This is a genomic window from Lysinibacillus sp. FSL K6-3209 (assembly GCF_037976175.1).
GTDB classification, from domain to species: domain Bacteria; phylum Bacillota; class Bacilli; order Bacillales_A; family Planococcaceae; genus Lysinibacillus; species Lysinibacillus sphaericus_D.
On record NZ_CP150264.1, the window covers coordinates 3,984,084 to 4,004,372 of the forward strand.

The window sequence follows — 20,289 nt, forward strand, 5'->3', positions numbered from 1 at the left end:
ATTGCAATCTAGTGTTAGATTGTTCGTATAAAATTCGGAAATTATTACTTCACTATAGCTTTTTTTCGGTAGCTAATGTATAATACTCCCGTTTTTGTACTTCTGTCAAGTTGTTGACGATATTGCAAGAGAATAAGTTTCGTTTCTCTCTAGTTGTGCAGTTCCTGCCATAAAATCACCCTGCAAACGTTAGTTTTACTAACATTTACAGGGCAATTTAAGCCAAACTATGCTTTGTGTCTTCTTAAACATGATGAATAACTATTTATAAACGACCATACTAATTACTAAAATGGATTGCTCAAGTTTTTGATGTGATTGGAACGAGCAAAAAGAAGAACGAATTCCAGCAAAATTGGAATTCGTTCTTGTCTTATTATATTGATAACGTCTACCATCTTTTATACTTGTGTTTCGACGTTGCTTTCTTGTATTTTTTCACTAAGCTGATGTTTAATGTTTTCCGTTTTTTTCGACCAATACGTGGCAAGAATTGGACCAGAAATATTATGCCACACAGCACCAAGAACACTCGGCAAGGCAGCTAACGGACCAAAATGGGCAGTGGCTAATGCTACCCCAAGACCAGAGTTTTGCATCCCCACTTCAATGGAAATCGCTCTCCGATTACTTTCATCAAGTCCTAACAGTAGCGCTGTTAAATAGCCAAGCATCAGTCCAAATGCATTATGAAGCATTACTGCCGTAAAAATAATAAACCCTGCCGATGCAATGCTATCAACATTGCCAGCAACAACTGCAGAGACAATAATGATAATAGCTACTACTGAGATAAGAGGAATGACATTAATGCTCTTTTCCACAATCTGTGGAGCAAATTTTCGTATGACGATGCCTAAAATAATTGGCAAAATAATCACTTGAATAATAGAAGTAAACATTGCCATTGGATCGACCGGCATCCATTTACCTGCAAGTAATAGTAGTATGAATGGTGTGGCAATTGGTGCTAATAACGTTGAAAAAGAAGTCATCGTAATGGATAACGGTACATTGCCCTTCGCTAAATACACCATAACGTTCGAAGCAGTCCCCCCTGGAACTGAACCGAGAAGAACAAGCCCTGCCGCTAATTCTGCGGGTAAGTTCATGATATAGGCAATGGAAAAAGCAGTCAGCGGCATAATAAGATATTGAGCACAAACACCAATAATAACGGGCACAGGATTCGTTAAAATTAATTTGAAATCAACCGCTTTCAATGTTAGTCCCATACCAAACATAACGATGCCGAGCAATATTGTAATATAGCCCCCAAATAGTAAAAATGGGTCGGGAACGATAAAAGCAATAACAGCTATGCAGATGACCCATAGCGCAAAGTATTTTCCAGCTATCGTACTAATCGCTTCTAATATTTTCATATTCCCACTCCCTATTTCTTTATTTTTAATATTTTATTTGGATTCAACAGTGCGTCCGGATCAAGCGCTTGTTTAATCTTTTCCATCACAAGCAGTGCTTTCCCATGTTCTTTCTCTTGGTATTTCTGTTTCCCTATACCGACACCATGCTCTCCTGTACAAGTTCCCCCTCGTTCAAGCGCATACATAACAATTAATTCATTGAATTCATCCGCCTTTGCTATTTCATTAGCATCCTGCATATCAATCATTAAAAGAACATGGAAATTGCCATCACCGACATGTCCAACAATCCCCCCTGTAAGGGCAAACATATTCAGTGTTTTTCTCGCATGTTCAATAGCCCCTGCTAACTCGGAAATCGGTAAACAAACATCCGTCACCATTAGTTTTTTTCCTGGATGTCCATGGACATAGGCGTAAGCTAAATTATGGCGAGCTTCCCATAGCTGATTTCGCGCTGCATTGTCAGTCTCAAAATCTATATTTTCACAATTATGCTCTGCTACAATTTCTTTCATAAAATCAACATCTTGCTTTAAGCCAGCTTCATTTCCATGAAACTCTAAAAATAACGTTGGTTGCTCCTTATAAGCTGTTTTACTATGCAAATTCACTTGTTTCATGGAAGGTTCATCAACCAGTTCGACTCTTGCGATTGGAATTCCGGCCTGTAAAATACTAACGACTGCTTCGACTGCATCATTGACTGTTTTGAAAGATGCTCGAGCAGCCATGACATATTCAGGAAGTCCATAAACTTTTAGCGTCAGTTCCGTAAAGCAACCGAGCGTTCCTTCCGACCCTACAAAAAGACCGTTCAAATGAAAGCCAGATGAAGATTTTTCCGCTAAATTACCGGTATGAATAACCGTACCATCTGACAGCACAACTTCTAAATCTCGAACTTGATCGCGCATTACTCCATATTTAACAGATGTTGTGCCACTCGCATTTGTCGCGGCCATTCCACCTAGTGTTGCATCTGCTCCAGGGTCCACTGAAAAAAACAAACCGTATTGTTTTAACTCTTTATTTAACTGCGAACGCGTTACTCCTGGTTGAACTTTTACGAGAAAGTCCTTCTCCCTCACTTCTACTATGTTGTTCATTTCTGAAAAATCAATGGTAATCCCTTGTTCATAAGGAATTACATGTCCTTCTAAGCTTGTTCCTCTGCCAAATGGGACAATTGGAACTTTGTATTGATTTGCAATAGTTAGTATGTGACTCACTTGTTCAGTTGTTGTTGGAAACACAACGATATCTGGCAAACTAGCTTGATGATAAGATTCATCACTACTATGTTGTTCTAAAATTGTTTGATTAATCGTTACTTGGCTTTCTGACAGTACACCTTGTAGCGCGCTCACCAATTGTTCATTTGTTGCACTTGCTATCATTTTATTCTCCCCTTCTTTTCTCCCATTTTCCCAAAGTCATGAATGATAAATGAATAGGTTATACCAATCTTCATAAATAATAAAATTGGTCCAACCATTTTTATTATACTTAATATTCAGAAAATATCAATAATTAATCATTTCCTTTCATTGCTAACGAGGTAGGAATTCTGTATGATTAAAGCGTTTATACTTTTACTATGTAATTGAGGGGAAGGACATAGGAAATGCTGCAACCAAAGAAAAAAGCTTATCAAGTTATTGTAGATCAAATACAGAAATATTTTTTAAATGGAGAATTACAGCCTGGAGAAAAACTGCCGACGGAAAGAGAATTAGCGAGTCGCTTTAATGTAAGTCGAACTTCGGTTAGAGAGGCACTGCGAAAGCTTGAAATAAAAGGAATTATAGACATTAAACAAGGCAGTGGCAGTTTTCTGAAATCACCTGAATGCCATTCACTAGGACAAGAGCTTTCCTCTACCATTTTAAAAACAGAAAAAAAACTTATTTATGAAATGCTAGAGCTTCGCCAAACACTTGAAGTAGAATGTGCCTTTTTAGCTTCACAACGGGCCACTTCTGAAGATTTAGAACGAATTGGGCAAGCATTGGAAATGATGAATCAAGTTAAAAATGACGTGGAACTAGGCATTCAAGCTGATTTAAGCTTTCATATTAATATCGTTCTCGCTGCTCACAATTCAATCTTCTCGCAATTATTTCAAACCCTTAGCGAACATATGCAAGATACAATCCGTGTGACCCGAACACAGCGCTTGAAGGACTTAGACCGTACGCAAGAAACTATAGATGAACATAAAGAAATTTACTTGGCCATTGCAGCCGGCGATGCCAATCAAGCCAAACAACTAATGGAAAAGCATATTAAACAAATCCGAAGAGAATTGACCGCCTCCCTTTTCAATCATATTGGCGAGCAACATAAATAAACTACATCTACCCTCAATAAAAAAAGCCCCGGATTATTATTAAATCCGGGAGCTTATTGAGGTTTTATTTTTAAATTACATGCATTGCTACTAGTAATAGAAACGAACATTAAAGAAAAATTTAATTGAATGTTCGTACTTTTATTAAACTAATGCCACCACGCGACAGCCTCGCAATGTGGTGACTACTGAGTGTCACACAAAACTAAAAAACAGAAGGTGAAGGTATTACTTTAAATTTCTGACTTAGTCGTTCTATTTCATTACTAAATGCAATTGTAGCTTTAGCTCTTATCTCTTTTGAAGCAACATCTAGGTTTGACTCTCCGTAAATAGTATTATTATTTATATCTAAAGTATCTAAAATCTCATTTAATTCTTTATATACTCCATAAGGTATAAAGATTTTATATATTGCTTTTTGTGCTTCAGATTGTAAATCAATCGGCCATACCATGCTTCCATGAATCGTAAAATTACCTGATTGCCTACATATACGCCTATCAATAGCTGAGGTAGTAACACAACAAGGTAATATACTATGTTCTTCATAGTTTTTTAGTAAATCCTCGTGTCTTAAAATATCCAGAGGATAATTTATAGGCTCACCCGTTGCATTATTCTTAAATTCATAAAAAATACTATTCATTTTTCCAGGATTAATCGCAAAAATTGCTGCACCTAAATCACTAAAATGATCCTGCTTAAAATTTTCTATTGAATCCTCTATTGATATATCCTCAATTAATTCTTCCTCCGGCTTAGAAAAATACAAAGCAACCAATGGATCTGTGCTCCAATCTAATAACAAAGTAGGTAAGCCATAATGTTGAGCTAAAGCCATCCATTCGAGATTATTCTTAGGGGTAATCCGTATTTCCTTCTGCGCCAATTTTTTAAACTCTTCTAGCATTTTATTTGGGTTTGGGTACAAAACTTTGGTTCCTCTAGTATGAAAGTTATTTTTTAAAGGTTTAGGTTTAAAATTTTCACCAAATTGATTAGCTACCTCCCAACCATTTCTAATAGCACTAGGCAATAATCGATAAGATGCATTCGCTTGTCCTCGAAACCAAACTGTATCCTCCTGTTCTCGAATTGACTTTATAACCCTTATGTAATCATTAAAATTTCTTACAATATAAGTATTAAAGGAACTATTACTCACTTAGTCCATCCTCCTTGGATTACCTTATAGAAAATTTTTACAAATACTTTAAATATCATCCAATAATTCAATTCTACCATTTTATCTTTTATGAAAAAGCATTTTTAGCTTTTTCATAAAAGATAAAAGTAAAAACAGATTTCTTTGAAATGCATTAGTACTTCAAAGAAATCTGCTTTTTAAGTTTTTAACCATTAAATTAGATATACCAAAGAGGGTTCACACTAATAAAGTGTATGTTGAAAGCATGCTTAATGTAGGTTTAGTCAGCTAGTTCAAGCCACGCAACAGCCTCACAATGCGTAGAATGCGGGAACATATCAACTGGTTGTATTTCTTGTGTTTTGTATCCACCATCTTCCAGGATGCGTAGGTCGCGTGCGAGTGTGGCTGGGTTACATGATACGTATACGACTCGTTTAGGACGCTGCTCTAAAATTGTTTGTAAAAGGGCTTCGTCGCATCCTTTACGTGGTGGGTCGACAACTAGGACATCTGCTTCTTTGCCCTCTTTATACCAGCGTGGAATGACTTCCTCTGCTGGGCCTGCCTCGAAGTACGTATTGGTAAAGCCGTTCAGCTCTGCATTGCGTTTTGCATCTTCAATAGCTTGGGGTACGATTTCAACACCCATCACCGCTTTTGCCTTTTGTGCTAGGAATAAAGAGATTGTACCGATGCCGCAATAGGCATCAATGACACGTTCATGTCCTTGTAAATCAGCATAGTCGAGAGCTTGCTTGTATAGCACTTCGGTTTGCTGAGGATTTACTTGATAGAAAGAACGTGCTGAAATTTCAAAGCGTACATCGCCGATAGCGTCAATAATGACGTCTTTGCCCCAAAGGTTAATCGTTTCATCACCAAAAATAACGTTTGTTTTATCGCTATTGATGTTTTGCATAATGGATGTAACATTTGGTACTAGCTTTACTATGCTCGCTACAGCGGCATCTTTTTGCGGGAATTTTTTCTTTTTCGTCACAAGTACAACCATGACCTCACCTGTTGCACGTGCTGTACGGATTACGACGTGACGTAGCATGCCTTCATGTGATGCCTCATTGTATGGTTGCATGCCGATAGTTGTTAATTCTTTTTTGAGACCAGAAAGAATTGCGTCCGCCTCGCCTGTTTGAATGAGACAACGATCCATATCGACAATCGTATGCGATTTTGTTTTGTAAAAACCAGCAATCACTTGACCGGCGTCATTTGTGGAAAATGGAATTTGGGCTTTATTACGATATTGCCATGGTTCCGCCATCCCTTTCACTGGTAAAACAGGTGCGTCGATTTTGCCTAGACGTTGCATAACATTGCGCACCATATTTTCCTTCCACTTTAACTGACCTTCATACGATAAGTGCTGTAACTGACAGCCCCCACATTGCTTGAAATAATCACAAGGTGCTTCTACTCGATCAGGTGAAGGCTTTAAAATATCCAAGACTTTTGCAAAGCCATAATTTTTTAATGTTTTTAAAACATGTACTTCTGCTGTTTCATTCGGTAAAGCCCCTTGAATAAATAATGGATAGCCGTCGACTTTTGCGACACCATTGCCATCATGTGTTAAATCTTCTATATAAACTGTTAGTTGGTCATTCTTTTTTACGGGTGCTGACATTCGTACATCCTCCATTTCAATCTCCTTATTGTAGCATGTGATAGCGGAGGAAAAAAGAACAAGGCTTGAATTTATAAGGTTGTACTAATTTTGCTAAAAAAGAGCCGCTATTCGCGACTCCCTTTTTTATTTTTTCTTACATAATCATCCTTTGGTGCCCACCAAAACATAATTAAGATACTAATAATGACGACTATAAATGGCGCATAAAATATTTCGATTTGTTCCATACCTATATCCCCCTATGCATGATGGTCTTCTTTTCCTGTCACGTAATTTTTGTTGAATAGGAATAATTTCAACAATAAATAAAGTGAAGGCAGAAGCAAGCATAATCCTAAAATAAAGACGATGACTAATGCAACGGCCATTTGCGTGCTTGTGAAGCTATCGTAAATTGTTAAATACGGATACAGTAAATATGGATATTGTGCAATGCCATAGGCGAAAAATGCTACCGCAAACTGAGCGATTAATAATCCTACTGCAAGACCGTAATTTTTTCGCATCCATAGTAATATCACTGTAATGATAAATAATACGGCGGAAATAGCAAACATCCACCATAAATCAACCATATTCTGATAGCTTTCAGGGTTAATGGATTTCATCTCATACATAATACCAAGTGCACTAATCATTAAAGGCGCTGCCCAAATAAGGGCGTATTTTCGCATTAAATTTGTAGCCTCTACATCGGTTGCTTTATGTGCATACCATGTTAAAAATACTGCGGATATATAGAGAACTGCCGCTATACTTAATACGACAATACTCCAAGCAAATGTACTTGTATATAATGTCCAATAATTTAATACAGGTTGCCCTTCTACAATGTCTACATAACCACCACCTGCAATAGCAAAGACAACAGAGAGCGAAGCTGGAATCAATAAACCTGATACGCCATATGTCAGCGTGTAACCAATATGCCCGCGTGCACCGTACGCCTCAAATGCATAATACGACCCTCGAATTGCCAGTAACACTAATGAAATGCTGACTGGAACAAGCAAGATTGTTCCATAGTAGAAGGCGGTTTGTGGAAAGAATCCTACAATCCCTACAAAGAAAAATACTAAAAAGACATTTGTTACTTCCCATACAGGCGATAAATAACGCTTAATAATATTGGTTATGACATGATTTTTTCCAATAAGTAAACTGTAAGCATTGAAAAAACCTGCCCCAAAATCAATAGATGCCACCATCACATAACCGAAAAGGAATATCCATAAAACTGAAATTCCTAAAACCTCTAATGTCATATGATGTCACCGCCCTTTTCTGTATGTCGATCTTCAATTTCACGTTCAATCGGATTCTTTTTAAACATACGCACTAATACGACTGTACTTCCTATTCCAAGTACGGTATACACACCTGTAAATAACAGCATCATCAAATCTACATGATCGCTCGTTGTAGCGCCGTCTGGTGTGCGCATAATACCGTATAATATCCACGGTTGACGTCCAACTTCCGCAAGCCACCAACCGGCTTCAATCGCAATAATTGACAGTGGTGCACCTGCAACAATAACCCATCTAAACCATCGAGTATGAATAAAGCGCCAACCACGGGGTTTTCCTACTACGTAAAGGAAGGACACTAATACCATAAACATGCCGATAAAGACCATAATATTAAAAAGATAGTGTATATAAAGTGGTGGTCTGTCTTCCTCCGCATATTGATCTAAACCAATAACTTCTGCATTTGGATTATTGCGTGCTAGTATACTTAAAGCATAAGGAACCTTGATGGCGTATTTAACTTCTTCGCCGTCCAAAACACCGAACAAAATCAAAGATGCTTTATCTGTTGTTTCAAAATGCCATTCAGCCGCTGCTAATTTTTCTGGTTGGTATTCCGCTAAGTATTTACCTGAGAAATCGCCTATAATTGCTGCAGCAATGGATGAAACTAAACCGATTTTCATCAATAAAAATAGAGACTTTTTATGGTAAACATGATCTGAGCCTTTGAGCATACGGTAGCCTGCAATGGCTGCCAAGACGAATGCTGATGTCATATAGGCTGTTACAAGAACATGCGCAACTTTTGTTGGCATGGCTGGGTTAAACATTGCTAGAAATGGTTGAATATTTACAAGCTGTCCGTCCACAATATCAAAGCCTTGAGGTGCATTCATAAAGGCATTTACCATTGTGATAAAGACAGCTGACATAGATGCACCAACTGCAACAGGTATTAGGAGTAACATATGCTTTTTCTGGCTATCAAAGCGATCCCACGTATATAAATAAATTCCTAAGAAAATGGCTTCAAAGAAAAATGCAAAGGTCTCCATAAAGAGCGGTAATGCTATCGTTTGCCCTGCAAGTTGCATAAAATTCGGCCATAGTAACGATAATTGCAATCCGATAGCCGTTCCTGTTACGACCCCTACAGCAACGGTAATGACGAAACCTCGTGCCCAACGTCGCGCCATCAAAATATAATGTTCATCGTTCTTTTTATATCCAGTCCATTGTGCAATCATGATCATTAACGGCACCCCGACACCAATCGTTGCATAAATGATGTGGAATGATAACGTAAGCTCCGTTAACGCACGACTCCAAAAGACTGCTGATTCATTAATCATCTCATTGCCCTCCTAACTTCCAAATATTCTTCCAAGTATGGAAAGTAGCATGATAATTGCAACACCAAAACTTAACCAAATAAGCTTCTTTTCCTGTGACTTATACAACTGCACCACTTCCTTTCCCTTTCCCATACCCATATTTTCCACTATTCCAACGAAAAAAACCTTTATAATGGTCCGATATTTCGGCCTATTATAAAGGTTTCAAATTTTGTTCAAGTAATATACGCACATTTGCCAAACATTTTTCTTAATTCGTTCACAACCCTTCATTATATGGGAATAAAATACAAAAAGCGTAAATTTATAAAATAAAATTTACGCTTTTTGTTAATCTAAATACGGTCTTCCTCACGAATATCTTCAATTGGGACAAAAATTTCAATATGGCGCTTTAAGTTTTCAAAAGTCGCAGGCGCATCTCCACCATATTCACCATCTAAATTTAAATGAACTTCACTATCCGTCGTTACTTTTACGACACTTGCTTTTTTATAAATAACACGATCATCCTTTAAATGTTCGCCTCGTAAAGCCATTGCTGCAAGTTGAATAAATTCTGGCAAGCTTACTTTTTTTAATACTAATAATGTGAAATAGCCATCGTTTATGCTCGCATCTGGTGCAAGCTTTTCAAAGCCTCCTACTGAATTCGTTAAGCCACATAAAAACATCATGGCATCGCCATCGAATACTTCACCATCATATTCAATACGCATATGTGATGCCTTAATAGATGGAATCATTTCAACTGCTTTTAAATAGTAGGCGAGCTGTCCAAGCATTGTTTTCATTTTGCTAGGTACTTCGTACGTTAGCTCTGTAATACGTCCTCCAGCAGCAATATTGATGAAATAGCGTTCTCCATTTAACAATCCAACATCAACTGGTAAGGTATCGCCTTTAATAATAATATCAACAGCTTCATCAATATTTCGTGGTATATGGACAGCACGTGCAAAATCGTTCGTTGTCCCCATAGGAATTAGACCAATCTTCGGACGTTTTTCGAATTGGCCTACACCAGAAACAACCTCATTTAACGTCCCATCGCCACCAACTGCTATGATAATATCAAATCCACGTTCTACTGCATTTTTTGCTGCCTCTATCGCATCACCTTCACAAGTTGTTGCGTGACAAGATGTCTCATAGCCTGCTACCTCTAGTTTCTCCAATACTTCTGGTAGATGCTTTTTAAACACTTCTCGCCCAGATGTAGGATTATAAATGATTCTTGCTCGTTTCATAACATACCTTCCTGCTTCATAAGATTCTAATACTTTCAACGAATTTTTCGTTGAAATGTTGCACTACTATTACTACGCCAGCCCAAACACCACTGCCGCTAAGTAAAATGTTTTATTTTTGTAATGCTGCTGTTACATGTTTTTTGAAATCTTCATATACATAAGTCCAATTTGTTTTGTTGGTAATATTGTCTTCACGAATTTCAGCGTAAAGCGATTTTTGTGCTTCCTCAAAATTCGGGTCTTCTTTATCTGGCAACATCGCTCTTTTGTTCACAACAATATCCTGTAACTCTGGCGCACGTGGTCCCCATTTACCTATCACTTGTCCTGACTCGTTTAATAAAATATACATTGGAATCGCGCGTCCACCATTTGTTAAATAACGGTCGATTAAATCCGTATCTGCATCACGGAAAACTGTACGCATATCTAATCCTGCAGCTTCTGCAACACGGCGAATAATTGGATTATTTAGCATTGCATCCCCGCACCAATCTTCTGTAATGGTTAAAATTTTTGGTTGCTTGTCCTTCAGTAACGTTACAAAACCATCGTTTGTCGGCACTTCAAAACCATCATAAATTACAAAGCTATCTTCCTTTAGCGTCGTCATATGATTCATATATTGTTGAATTGAAATGGCTTCTTCAAAATATTGTTGCTCAGTTTTCATATACTATCCCCTTTTTAAGTGATGTGATTGTTTCTATTCTATATTTTGCTATGAATACTCATTTTAGACAACTATTAAGTGCTACTTTTTGTTAGTATGTATAGTCTTTCCATTTAAAAAGTCAAGAAAGTGAAGACACTTTCTTGACTCATTGTAATAGCAAAAAATTAGCGTTTAGCAATTTCTTGTTGTAATAATTTATTAACCATTGGTGGGTTCGCTTGGCCTTTTGTCGCTTTCATAATTTGACCGACTAAGAAACCAATTGCACGATCCTTACCATTTTTAAAGTCCTCGATTGATTGTGCATTGTTATCTAATACTTCTGTAACAATTGCTAATAAGGCACTCTCATCTGAAATTTGAACTAAACCTTTTGCTTTTACAATGTCATTAGCTGAACCGCCGTTTTCTACTAATTCAGCAAATACTTTTTTACCGATTTTAGAAGAAATTGTACCGTCCGTAATTAACTTCACCATACCAGCAAGGTTTTCTGGTGTTAACGCTGTATCTTTAAGATCCTTTTGTTCAGCATTTAAATAAGCTGAAACATCGCCCATTAACCAGTTAGCTGAAAGTTTTGCATCTGCACCATCAGCTACCATCGCTTCAAAGAAATCTGAAATTTCTTTAGAAATAACAAGCACGCCCGCATCATAAGGTGTTAAGCCTAATTCTTCAACATAGCGTTTTTTACGAGCATCTGGCAGTTCAGGAATTTCTGATTTCACGCGCTCTAACCATTCATCGTCGATTGACAGGCGCACCAAGTCAGGCTCTGGGAAGTAACGATAATCATCTGTTCCTTCTTTCACGCGCATTAAAATTGTTTTACCTGTTTTTTCATCAAAGCGACGCGTTTCTTGATCAATCACGCCACCTGAAAGTAATACGTCCGCTTGGCGTAACTCTTCGTGCTCAATCCCACGACGTACGTAGTTGAATGAGTTCAGGTTTTTAAGCTCTGTTTTTGTACCGAATTCTTCTTGACCATATGGGCGAATCGAAATGTTGGCATCACAGCGCAGTGAACCTTCTTCCATTTTACAGTCTGAAACATCTGTATATTGGATAATGGATTTTAATTTTTCAAGATAAGCATACGCTTCATTTGCTGTTCGAATATCTGGCTCAGAAACGATTTCTACAAGCGGCGTCCCTTGACGGTTAAAGTCAACAAGTGAATGGTCACCAGCATGCGTTAGTTTACCTGCATCTTCTTCCATATGAAGACGTGTAATACCGATACGTTTTGTATAACCATCTACTTCAATATCAATCCAACCGTTTTTACCGATTGGCTTATCGAATTGCGAAATTTGATAAGCTTTCGGATTATCTGGATAGAAGTAGTTTTTACGGTCAAATTTTGTTTCTTGTTCGATTTCCATGTTTAATGCAAGTGCTGCACGCATTGCGAAATCTACAACGTTTTTATTTAAGACAGGTAGGACACCAGGGTAACCTAGGTCGATTACTGTTGTGTTTGTATTTGGTTCAGCACCGAAGTGAGCTGGCGCTGGCGAGAAGATTTTTGAGTTTGTTTTTAACTCAACGTGTACTTCTAAACCAATGACTGTTTCAAAGTTCATGTTATTTTCCCTCCCAAATTTGAGGAACTTCTTTATGGAACGCAGTAGCTTGCTCGAACGCATGCGCTACACGGTAAATTGTTGCTTCATCGAAGTATTTACCAATAATTTGCAAGCCTAGTGGTAGACCATTTTCAAAGCCACATGGAATTGAAATAGCTGGTACGCCCGCTAAGTTCATAGGAATTGTTAAAATATCGTTAGCATACATCGTCATCGGATCATCTACATTTTCACCAATTTTAAATGCTGGTGTTGGGGCAGTTGGTCCAATAATTACATCAAAGTCTTCGAATACTTTGTCGTAGTCTGCTTTGATAAGTGTACGTGCTTGTTGCGCTTTTTTGTAGTAAGCGTCATAAGTACCTGCGCTAAGCGAGTATGTTCCTAGCATGATACGACGTTTTACTTCATCACCAAAGCCTTGCGCACGTGTTTCTTTGTAAAGGTCCATTAAGTTCGTCACGTTTTCAGCACGGAAGCCATAACGGATCCCATCGAAACGAGAAAGGTTTGATGAAGCTTCAGAAGAAGAAAGGATATAGTAAGCTGCAAGCGCATATTTAGAATGAGGAAGTGATACTTCTTCTACTGTTGCACCTAAGCCTTTTAATACTTCTAATGCATCCAGTACGGATTGACGTGCTGCTTCGCCAACACCTTCACCTAAAAATTCTTTTGGTACAGCAATACGTAAGCCTTTGACATCGCCAGTTAGTGCTGCTGCGAAGTTTGGTACTTCTACATTTGCTGAAGTTGAATCGTTAGGGTCTAAGCCTGAAATGGCTTCTAGTAGAAGCGCATTGTCTTCAACATTACGTGTAATTGGTCCGATTTGGTCTAATGAAGAAGCAAATGCTACTAGTCCAAAACGAGATACACGACCATATGTAGGTTTCATCCCTACGACACCGCAATATGCTGCAGGTTGGCGGATTGAACCACCTGTATCTGAACCAAGTGAAAATGGCACTTCGCCTGCTGCTACTGCTGCTGCAGATGCACCTGATGAACCACCTGGTACGTGGTTTAAGTTCCATGGATTTTTTGTTGTTTTATAGTATGAGTTTTCATTTGAAGAACCCATTGCAAACTCGTCCATGTTTAATTTACCAATTGTAATCATGCCCGCTTCGCGTAGCTTATTCACGACAGTTGCATCGTATATTGGCATAAATCCTTCAAGAATTTTAGAAGCACATGTTGTTTCTAAGCCTTCTGTTACGATATTGTCTTTCACGCCAATAGGAAGACCAAAAAGTGGTCCACGTTTTTCAAATGGTACTTTGTCCATTTCAGCTGCTTGTGCAGTTGCTTTTTCTTCGTTTGAAGCAAGGAAAGCTTGTACATCGCCGTCAAGCTTTGCCACTCGTTCATATGCTTCTTTTGTTAAGTCAGCGATTGTTAGGTTACCAGCTTTAATATCAGCTTGTAGCTCCTTTGCTGAACGTTCAAATAACGTCATGAGGAATCCTCCTATGTTTTAGAATTACATGATAGCTGGTACTTTTACTTGACCATCTTCTTGTTCTTTTACATTTAACATCATTACATCGCGGTCTAAACCTTTTGTTGCCACGTCTTCACGCATTACGTTTACTAATGGTAAAACGTGTGTTGTTGGTTCAACATTTGTAGTATCTAACTCGTTTAACTGCTCTGCAAAGTCAGTAATTTTCCCAAGTTGCTCAGCAAATTTTTCCGCTTCTTCTTCTGTAATTGCAAGACGTGCTAAATTCGCAACGTGCTTAACCTCTTCTTTTGTTAATTTTGCCATTGTTCACACCTCCGAATACTATCCAATTCATTGTTTTTATTGATAACAATAGGGTTGAATAAAGTTAACCATGCCCATTATCATAACATTTTTCCTACTAAAAATCACAACTTTCACCAAAAATATAGAAACTTTCACTACTATGACAAAGTGTTGTCTTATGATGTCTGCTATTGTTGAAATGGACAACATCATCCATAGCGGATTTCCGTACTCTAAGGTCCTCATTGCAATAAAGAGCAACAAATACCATTGGATATTAGCACATTAAAAAATAGCCAGCACAAGGCTGACTATTTTTTACTCATACACGTGTACATATGGGTCTTTATCATTCGCTTCTTTCATAATTAAAGCTTCTGGACCATTAACCGATGTAATGCTCACTTCGACATTGATATTATCAAATTGATTGATAAGGACGCCCGTCAAATATTGTGTAAAACCTATAATTTCAGCCGTGCCGAAAAATTGGATTGGAATTTCAATTGAGAGCTTTTGTATTTTTTTATTTTGATAGAAGCCAGTGCCAATTACACTTGTATAGTTAGAAAAATATTTATCAACATCTTGTTTGAAGTTTTTAAAATTATTACTTACATCTCGATAAGCATCATGTGTGTCATCTGTAGGGAACATCACATATTCTTCATCAAGCGCCTGCCAATCGCCAATATCATTTTGCCCTTCTTTGGCAACACCATAAGTAAAATACGTACCTGGAATTATTTCATTGCGCGCTCGCTGTTTAAATAGCCCAACGACAATCGGTACATCTTTTAGTTCATCACGTGTACGCATACGGGAAACGATTTCAGCCGCCATCTTTTTGCCTTGTTCAATAAGAGCAGACTCCGGAATAGGCTCCTCGTAATACTCCCCATATTGTTCTTTCTGATAATAATAAATAGAATTCAAAGCGAGCCCGATGGAAATACCACCTAGTTTTACTTTGTTATCATCCGTTTTCTTTAAGTAGTTTTGCTCGACAATATGGGCCAAATAAACAGGCGCTTTTGTTGCACGTTCTTCTGGCGTCATAGCGTCTGTTGTCGGAGGGTTTAACCCATCCTCCGTTTGTGAACTACGCGCTAACCAGGAGCTTACTGTGCTTTCAGCTAAATATTGCCCTTCTTGGAAGTAATAATTTTCTGTGTCAAACTCATTTTGAGAAAGACGCATTAGCCCTGTTTCAACTTCCTTCATATCATACTTCGTGTAAATATTCGAAACAACTAATCCACGGCTTGCACTTTCTTTATATGGAATGAGTGTTTTATAAAAAGATTCATCAATCTGTAGACTAGGAATAATCGTTGTTTCCGCTTTTTCCTGTTGCGTTTCCTGTGTAAGCTCTGTCTCCTTCTTATTCGAAGGCACACAGCCGACTAGCATTGCAGCAGCTACAATTGCTGGAATGAGTCGAAATGACTTCATTATGTTAGTACCCCTTTACTAATATCAGATTCGTCTTGGACAAATTATATTTGACGCCACTAATTTTTGGGCGCAAATATTCTTCATGCTTTACTGTTTTCTTGCGTTATGAAACTTTACTTTAAATGATGTTAAGTCAGTTGCTCAATTAGGTCATCTTCGTTCCAAATTTCAATGCCTAGTTGTTGTGCTTTCGTTAGTTTGGAACCCGCATCCGAACCAGCAATAACAAGGTCTGTTTTCTTACTAACACTGCCTGTGACAATTCCACCTAACTCTTCTATTTTCGCCTTTGCATCGTTCCGTGTCAATTGCTCAAGTTTACCAGTTAATACGATTGTTTTCCCTGCGAATGGATTGTCTCCAACGATTACTTCTACCTTTTTGCCTTTATACGTCATATTGACACCCGCTTCAGCAAGTCGCGTAATAACAGCACGAGCATCTTCATTAGCAAAATACTCAACGAGCGACGAGGCCATTTTATCGCCAATTTCATGAATCGCAACAAGTTGTTCCTCAGATGCAGCCATCACCGCCTCCATCGTCTCAAATTCCTCTGACACGATTTTCGCTGCCTTTTCTCCAACATGCCGTATCCCTAACCCAATCAATAGACGTTCCATCGAATTGTCCTTAGATGCTTGAATAGCTTTCACTAGGTTGGTTGCTGATTTCTCACCCATTCGTTCCAACTCTACTAATTGCTCTACTGTTAACTGATATAAATCGGATACATCATGAATTAAATCAGCGCGCAACAGTTGCTCGACAACTTTCTCTCCAAGCCCATCAATATTCATGGCGTTACGGGAAACAAAGTACTTGATGCTCTCTGCAATTTGGGCAAAACAAGCTGGATTCACACAGCGTAAGGCAACCTCCCCCTCAATTCGAATAAGCTCACTATCACATACCGGGCAATTTGCCGGCATTTCGTAAAGAATTGAATCTTCTGGACGTTGCTCTAATAATACCCCGACTACTTGAGGAATAATATCCCCAGCTTTTCGGATAATGACGGTATCTCCAATGCGAATATCCTTCTCGCGAATTAAATCTTCATTGTGTAGGGAGGCGCGTTGCACTGTAGTTCCAGCTACAAGTACGGGTGCTAAAATCGCAGTTGGTGTGACAACGCCAGTGCGTCCTACTGTTAAATGAATATCAAGTAATGTTGTGACAACTTCTTCTGCTGGGAATTTGTAGGCAATTGCCCATCTTGGACTTTTTGCCGTATAGCCGAGTTCATCTTGCTGTGCAAAACGGTCGACTTTGATAACAATACCATCAATTTCATAGGCTAAATTCGGTCTGTTTTCTGTCCAATATTCAATAAAGGACAATACTTCCTCAATGGACGCGCAACGTTGACGCTCCTTATTTGAAGGGAAGCCGATTCCTTCTAAATAATCTAGCATTTCGCCATGTCCATCAATTCCGTACGCCTCACCATCTCCCCCAATTGCATAGATAAAGGTTGATAATTGACGACTTGCGGCAATTTTAGGATCTAATTGACGCAATGAGCCAGCAGCGGCATTGCGAGGATTTGCAAATAATTCTTCGCCATTTTCCGCTCGCTGGGCATTCAATTTTTCAAATGATTTTTTAGGCATATAGGCTTCGCCACGTACTTCAATCGTAATTGGTTCTTTTAAGCGCAGTGGCACAGCACGAATCGTTTTTAAATTTGCCGTTATATCTTCACCTACAACGCCATCACCGCGTGTAGCTCCTTGCACAAAAACGCCATTCTCATATTTTAAAGAAATAGCAAGACCATCTATTTTTAATTCGCAAACATAAGAAAAGCGATCGCCGATTGCTTGACGAATTTTACGGTCAAACTCTTGTAAGTCTGCTTCATTAAATGCGTTTGACAGACTTAGCATCGGATAATCATGCGTCACTTTTTTAAATCCTTCTACGATTGCACCACCTACACGCTGTGTCGGAGAATCAGGATAAATAAGTGAAGGATTCGCCTCTTCTAATGCAATGAGTTCATGTAATAGTTGGTCATATACACTATCTGCAACTAGAGGATTATCTAGCACGTAATACGCATGCCCATATTCATGCAATAATTTATTTAACTCTGCTATGCGCTGTTCAATTTCATTCATTTAAGTTCCTCCGCTTACGCTTTTTCAATAGGTGCAAATTGCGCCAATAGTCGCTTAATACCGATTGGTTGTGGAAATGCGATATCAAGTTCTGTACTATCACCTTCACCTTTTACGCTAACAACCATACCTGTTCCCCATTTTTTATGAATCGCTTTATCCCCAGCCTTCCAACCGAATTGGTCGCCTCCAGTTGCTTGCAGGCGTGCAGTTGCTGGTTGTGTATGCTGGTGCGAGCCAAGTGTGCGTTTTGAATACCCACTAGACGAGCGATTACTTGATGCAAATGGTACTTCAGGTTTTGAACCACCTTTGGAGATTGACTCTAAAATGTCCTCTGAAATTTCACGTAAGAAACGGGAAGCATTGTTAAAGCTTGAACGACCAAAAATCGTACGAGATTGTGCACATGTTAAATACAACCGTTCCTCTGCCCGTGTAATTCCAACATATGCCAGTCGTCGTTCCTCTTCCATTTCATCGTTGTCATCTAAAGAACGAGAGTGAGGGAAAATATTTTCTTCCATGCCAATAATGAAAACGACGGGGAATTCTAATCCTTTTGCGGCATGCATCGTCATTAAAATAATATTTCCTTTTGATGCATCTTCCTTGTCGAGCGCATCGATATCAGCAATAAGAGCTAAGTCCGTCAAGAAGGCGATTAAGCTCTTATCTTCACTGCGTTCTTCAAACGCTTTTGTTACAGATAAAAATTCCTCAATATTTTCTAAACGACTTTCCGCTTCAATGGACTTTTCGTTTTGTAACATCGCACGATAGCCTGACTTCTCAATTACTTGTTCCACGATTTCCGTTACAGATAAGTAATTTTGCATTTCCGTAAAACCTTTAATCATGGCATAAAAATGTTCTGCTGAAGCAGCTGCTTTTCCTGTTAGTCCCATAAAGATTAGATCATTCATCGCATCAAAAATGGAGCGATCCTGATCAATTGCATAGCGTGCCATTTTTTCAAATGAGGTAGCACCAATACTACGCTTCGGTTCGTTGATAATACGCGCAAGCGATAAATCATCGTCATTGTTGGCGATTAGACGTAAATACGCCAATAAATCCTTTATTTCTTTACGGTCATAGAATTTTGTACCACCCACAATTTGATACGCCATATTGGACTTCACAAGCACTTCTTCCATCACACGAGACTGTGCATTTGTACGGTATAAGATGGCGAAATCATCAAATGAACGATTTTCCTTCTCCATAAGCTGTTGGATTGTTTGCACGACAAACTGCGCTTCTTCCTGCTCATTATATGCTTTATATAAAGCAATTTTTTCACCATGTGCATTTTCTGTGCGCAGCTCTTTCGGATAACGGCTTGTATTATTTTGAATGACGTCATTTGCCGCTTGGAGGATGCGCTTTGTAGAGCGATAATTTTGCTCTAACATAATGACCTTAGCATTTGGATAATCTTTTTCGAACGATAAGATATTGCCAATATCAGCCCCTCGCCAACGATAAATGGATTGGTCCGAATCCCCTACGACACAAATATTTTTAAATTTTTTCGCAAGTAATTGCACTAATAAATATTGCGATTTATTAGTATCTTGATATTCGTCAACATGAATATATTGAAATTTATTTTGATAGTATTCTAATACTTCAGGTACTCGTTTAAATAAGGTAATCGTTGTCATGATTAAATCATCAAAATCTAGTGACTGATTGCGTCGTAATCTTTTTTCATAGCCTTTATACACACGGGCAACCGTTTTTTCATACGGATTATGTTCATTGATTTGCCCTGCATATTCATCTGCAGTTATGCATTCATTTTTTGCTGAACTTATCGCATTTAAAATAGCACGTGGTTCAAAACGCTTAGGGTCAATATTTTCATCTTTTAAAACATTTTTAATAACTGATAGCTGATCTGTCGAATCTAAAATCGAGAAGTTGCGTGAAATACCTAGTTGCTCGATATTACGGCGCAAAATGCGTACACACATCGAGTGAAATGTGGATACCCACATGCTGTCGCCCGTTCCATTTCCGAGAATACCATCTATCCGCTCTCTCATTTCACGAGCAGCCTTATTCGTGAACGTAATCGCTAAAATCTTTGATGGGTATACTTCTTTTTCTATGATTAAGTACGCAATACGATGTGTTAGTACTCTCGTTTTGCCCGAACCAGCGCCTGCCATAATAAGCAATGGCCCTTCAGTTGTTTTCACTGCTTTTTCCTGTTCGGGGTTCATACCTACTAATAAGTTTTTTGTTAAATGCTCCATTTCGC

At 38.4% G+C, this 20,289-nt stretch carries 16 protein-coding genes; 1 reads left to right on the forward strand and 15 read right to left on the reverse strand.

The features are described from left to right. Window positions 1–401 precede the first annotated feature (401 nt). Window positions 402–1,385: a bile acid:sodium symporter family protein gene (locus MHH88_RS19430; protein ID WP_339260116.1), complete on the reverse strand. Its 984-nt coding sequence runs from the start codon at window positions 1,383–1,385 to the stop codon at window positions 402–404. An 11-nt stretch (window positions 1,386–1,396) separates the two neighbouring features. Next, window positions 1,397–2,788 carry an FAD-linked oxidase C-terminal domain-containing protein gene (locus MHH88_RS19435; RefSeq protein WP_339260118.1) on the reverse strand — a complete coding sequence of 464 codons (1,392 nt, stop codon included), beginning with the start codon at window positions 2,786–2,788 and terminating at the stop codon, window positions 1,397–1,399. Window positions 2,789–3,015: 227 nt separating this feature from the next. Here MHH88_RS19435 and MHH88_RS19440 point away from each other — a divergent pair, with 227 nt between their 5' ends. Further along, window positions 3,016–3,741: a FadR/GntR family transcriptional regulator gene (locus MHH88_RS19440; protein ID WP_339260120.1), complete on the forward strand. Its 726-nt coding sequence runs from the start codon at window positions 3,016–3,018 to the stop codon at window positions 3,739–3,741. Window positions 3,742–3,946: 205 nt separating this feature from the next. On the opposite strand, the gene MHH88_RS19445 is transcribed toward MHH88_RS19440, so the two are convergent. The 13 genes from MHH88_RS19445 to pcrA all read right to left on the reverse strand — a co-directional run bounded on the left by MHH88_RS19445 (window position 3,947) and on the right by pcrA (window position 20,284). After that, entirely contained in the window at window positions 3,947–4,909 is a 963-nt protein-coding gene (locus MHH88_RS19445; protein ID WP_339260122.1) for an FRG domain-containing protein, read from the reverse strand. 262 nt (window positions 4,910–5,171) lie between these two features. Next, a complete protein-coding gene (rlmD, locus tag MHH88_RS19450) occupies window positions 5,172–6,539 on the reverse strand; it encodes a 23S rRNA (uracil(1939)-C(5))-methyltransferase RlmD (protein ID WP_339263129.1) in 1,368 nt (455 codons plus the stop codon). A 107-nt stretch (window positions 6,540–6,646) separates the two neighbouring features. Further along, window positions 6,647–6,769, reverse strand: coding sequence for a hypothetical protein (locus MHH88_RS19455; protein WP_256093130.1), 123 nt, complete (start codon window positions 6,767–6,769; stop codon window positions 6,647–6,649). Window positions 6,770–6,781: 12 nt separating this feature from the next. Further along, complete coding sequence (locus MHH88_RS19460) at window positions 6,782–7,807, reverse strand: cytochrome d ubiquinol oxidase subunit II (RefSeq protein WP_069509632.1); 1,026 nt, start codon at window positions 7,805–7,807, stop codon at window positions 6,782–6,784. Continuing rightward, window positions 7,804–9,150, reverse strand: coding sequence for a cytochrome ubiquinol oxidase subunit I (locus MHH88_RS19465; RefSeq protein ID WP_339260125.1), 1,347 nt, complete (start codon window positions 9,148–9,150; stop codon window positions 7,804–7,806). The genes MHH88_RS19460 and MHH88_RS19465 overlap by 4 nt, the downstream gene beginning before the upstream one ends. Window positions 9,151–9,488: 338 nt before the next feature. Then, complete coding sequence (locus MHH88_RS19470) at window positions 9,489–10,403, reverse strand: diacylglycerol kinase (protein ID WP_069509626.1); 915 nt, start codon at window positions 10,401–10,403, stop codon at window positions 9,489–9,491. Window positions 10,404–10,515: 112 nt separating this feature from the next. Further along, window positions 10,516–11,079, reverse strand: a complete 564-nt coding sequence (locus MHH88_RS19475) for a thioredoxin family protein (RefSeq protein WP_339260127.1) — start codon at window positions 11,077–11,079, stop codon at window positions 10,516–10,518. A gap of 167 nt (window positions 11,080–11,246) precedes the next feature. Next, on the reverse strand, window positions 11,247–12,674 hold the full coding sequence (gene gatB / locus MHH88_RS19480) for an Asp-tRNA(Asn)/Glu-tRNA(Gln) amidotransferase subunit GatB (protein WP_069509620.1): 1,428 nt from the start codon (window positions 12,672–12,674) through the stop codon (window positions 11,247–11,249). A 1-nt stretch (window position 12,675) separates the two neighbouring features. Continuing rightward, on the reverse strand, window positions 12,676–14,139 hold the full coding sequence (gatA, locus tag MHH88_RS19485) for an Asp-tRNA(Asn)/Glu-tRNA(Gln) amidotransferase subunit GatA (protein WP_025220652.1): 1,464 nt from the start codon (window positions 14,137–14,139) through the stop codon (window positions 12,676–12,678). 24 nt (window positions 14,140–14,163) lie between these two features. Then, window positions 14,164–14,451 carry an Asp-tRNA(Asn)/Glu-tRNA(Gln) amidotransferase subunit GatC gene (gatC, locus tag MHH88_RS19490; RefSeq protein WP_024364473.1) on the reverse strand — a complete coding sequence of 96 codons (288 nt, stop codon included), beginning with the start codon at window positions 14,449–14,451 and terminating at the stop codon, window positions 14,164–14,166. Between the two features lie 300 nt (window positions 14,452–14,751). Continuing rightward, complete coding sequence (locus MHH88_RS19495) at window positions 14,752–15,888, reverse strand: CamS family sex pheromone protein (RefSeq protein WP_024364472.1); 1,137 nt, start codon at window positions 15,886–15,888, stop codon at window positions 14,752–14,754. 131 nt (window positions 15,889–16,019) lie between these two features. Next, on the reverse strand, window positions 16,020–18,017 hold the full coding sequence (gene ligA, locus MHH88_RS19500; protein WP_339260131.1) for an NAD-dependent DNA ligase LigA: 1,998 nt from the start codon (window positions 18,015–18,017) through the stop codon (window positions 16,020–16,022). A 14-nt stretch (window positions 18,018–18,031) separates the two neighbouring features. Further along, window positions 18,032–20,284, reverse strand: a complete 2,253-nt coding sequence (gene pcrA, locus MHH88_RS19505; RefSeq protein WP_339260133.1) for a DNA helicase PcrA — start codon at window positions 20,282–20,284, stop codon at window positions 18,032–18,034. Window positions 20,285–20,289 lie beyond the last annotated feature (5 nt).

Coding starts and splice junctions, on each gene's coding strand:
- MHH88_RS19430 (WP_339260116.1), bottom strand. CDS start 1,385: ATGAAAATATTAGAAGCGATTAGTACGATAGCTGGAAAATACTTTGCG.
- MHH88_RS19435 (WP_339260118.1), bottom strand. CDS start 2,788: ATGATAGCAAGTGCAACAAATGAACAATTGGTGAGCGCGCTACAAGGT.
- MHH88_RS19440 (WP_339260120.1), top strand. CDS start 3,016: ATGCTGCAACCAAAGAAAAAAGCTTATCAAGTTATTGTAGATCAAATA.
- rlmD (WP_339263129.1), bottom strand. CDS start 6,539: ATGTCAGCACCCGTAAAAAAGAATGACCAACTAACAGTTTATATAGAA.
- MHH88_RS19455 (WP_256093130.1), bottom strand. CDS start 6,769: ATGGAACAAATCGAAATATTTTATGCGCCATTTATAGTCGTCATTATT.
- MHH88_RS19460 (WP_069509632.1), bottom strand. CDS start 7,807: ATGACATTAGAGGTTTTAGGAATTTCAGTTTTATGGATATTCCTTTTC.
- MHH88_RS19465 (WP_339260125.1), bottom strand. CDS start 9,150: ATGATTAATGAATCAGCAGTCTTTTGGAGTCGTGCGTTAACGGAGCTT.
- MHH88_RS19470 (WP_069509626.1), bottom strand. CDS start 10,403: ATGAAACGAGCAAGAATCATTTATAATCCTACATCTGGGCGAGAAGTG.
- MHH88_RS19475 (WP_339260127.1), bottom strand. CDS start 11,079: ATGAAAACTGAGCAACAATATTTTGAAGAAGCCATTTCAATTCAACAA.
- gatB (WP_069509620.1), bottom strand. CDS start 12,674: ATGAACTTTGAAACAGTCATTGGTTTAGAAGTACACGTTGAGTTAAAA.
- gatA (WP_025220652.1), bottom strand. CDS start 14,139: ATGACGTTATTTGAACGTTCAGCAAAGGAGCTACAAGCTGATATTAAA.
- gatC (WP_024364473.1), bottom strand. CDS start 14,451: ATGGCAAAATTAACAAAAGAAGAGGTTAAGCACGTTGCGAATTTAGCA.
- MHH88_RS19495 (WP_024364472.1), bottom strand. CDS start 15,888: ATGAAGTCATTTCGACTCATTCCAGCAATTGTAGCTGCTGCAATGCTA.
- ligA (WP_339260131.1), bottom strand. CDS start 18,017: ATGAATGAAATTGAACAGCGCATAGCAGAGTTAAATAAATTATTGCAT.
- pcrA (WP_339260133.1), bottom strand. CDS start 20,284: ATGGAGCATTTAACAAAAAACTTATTAGTAGGTATGAACCCCGAACAG.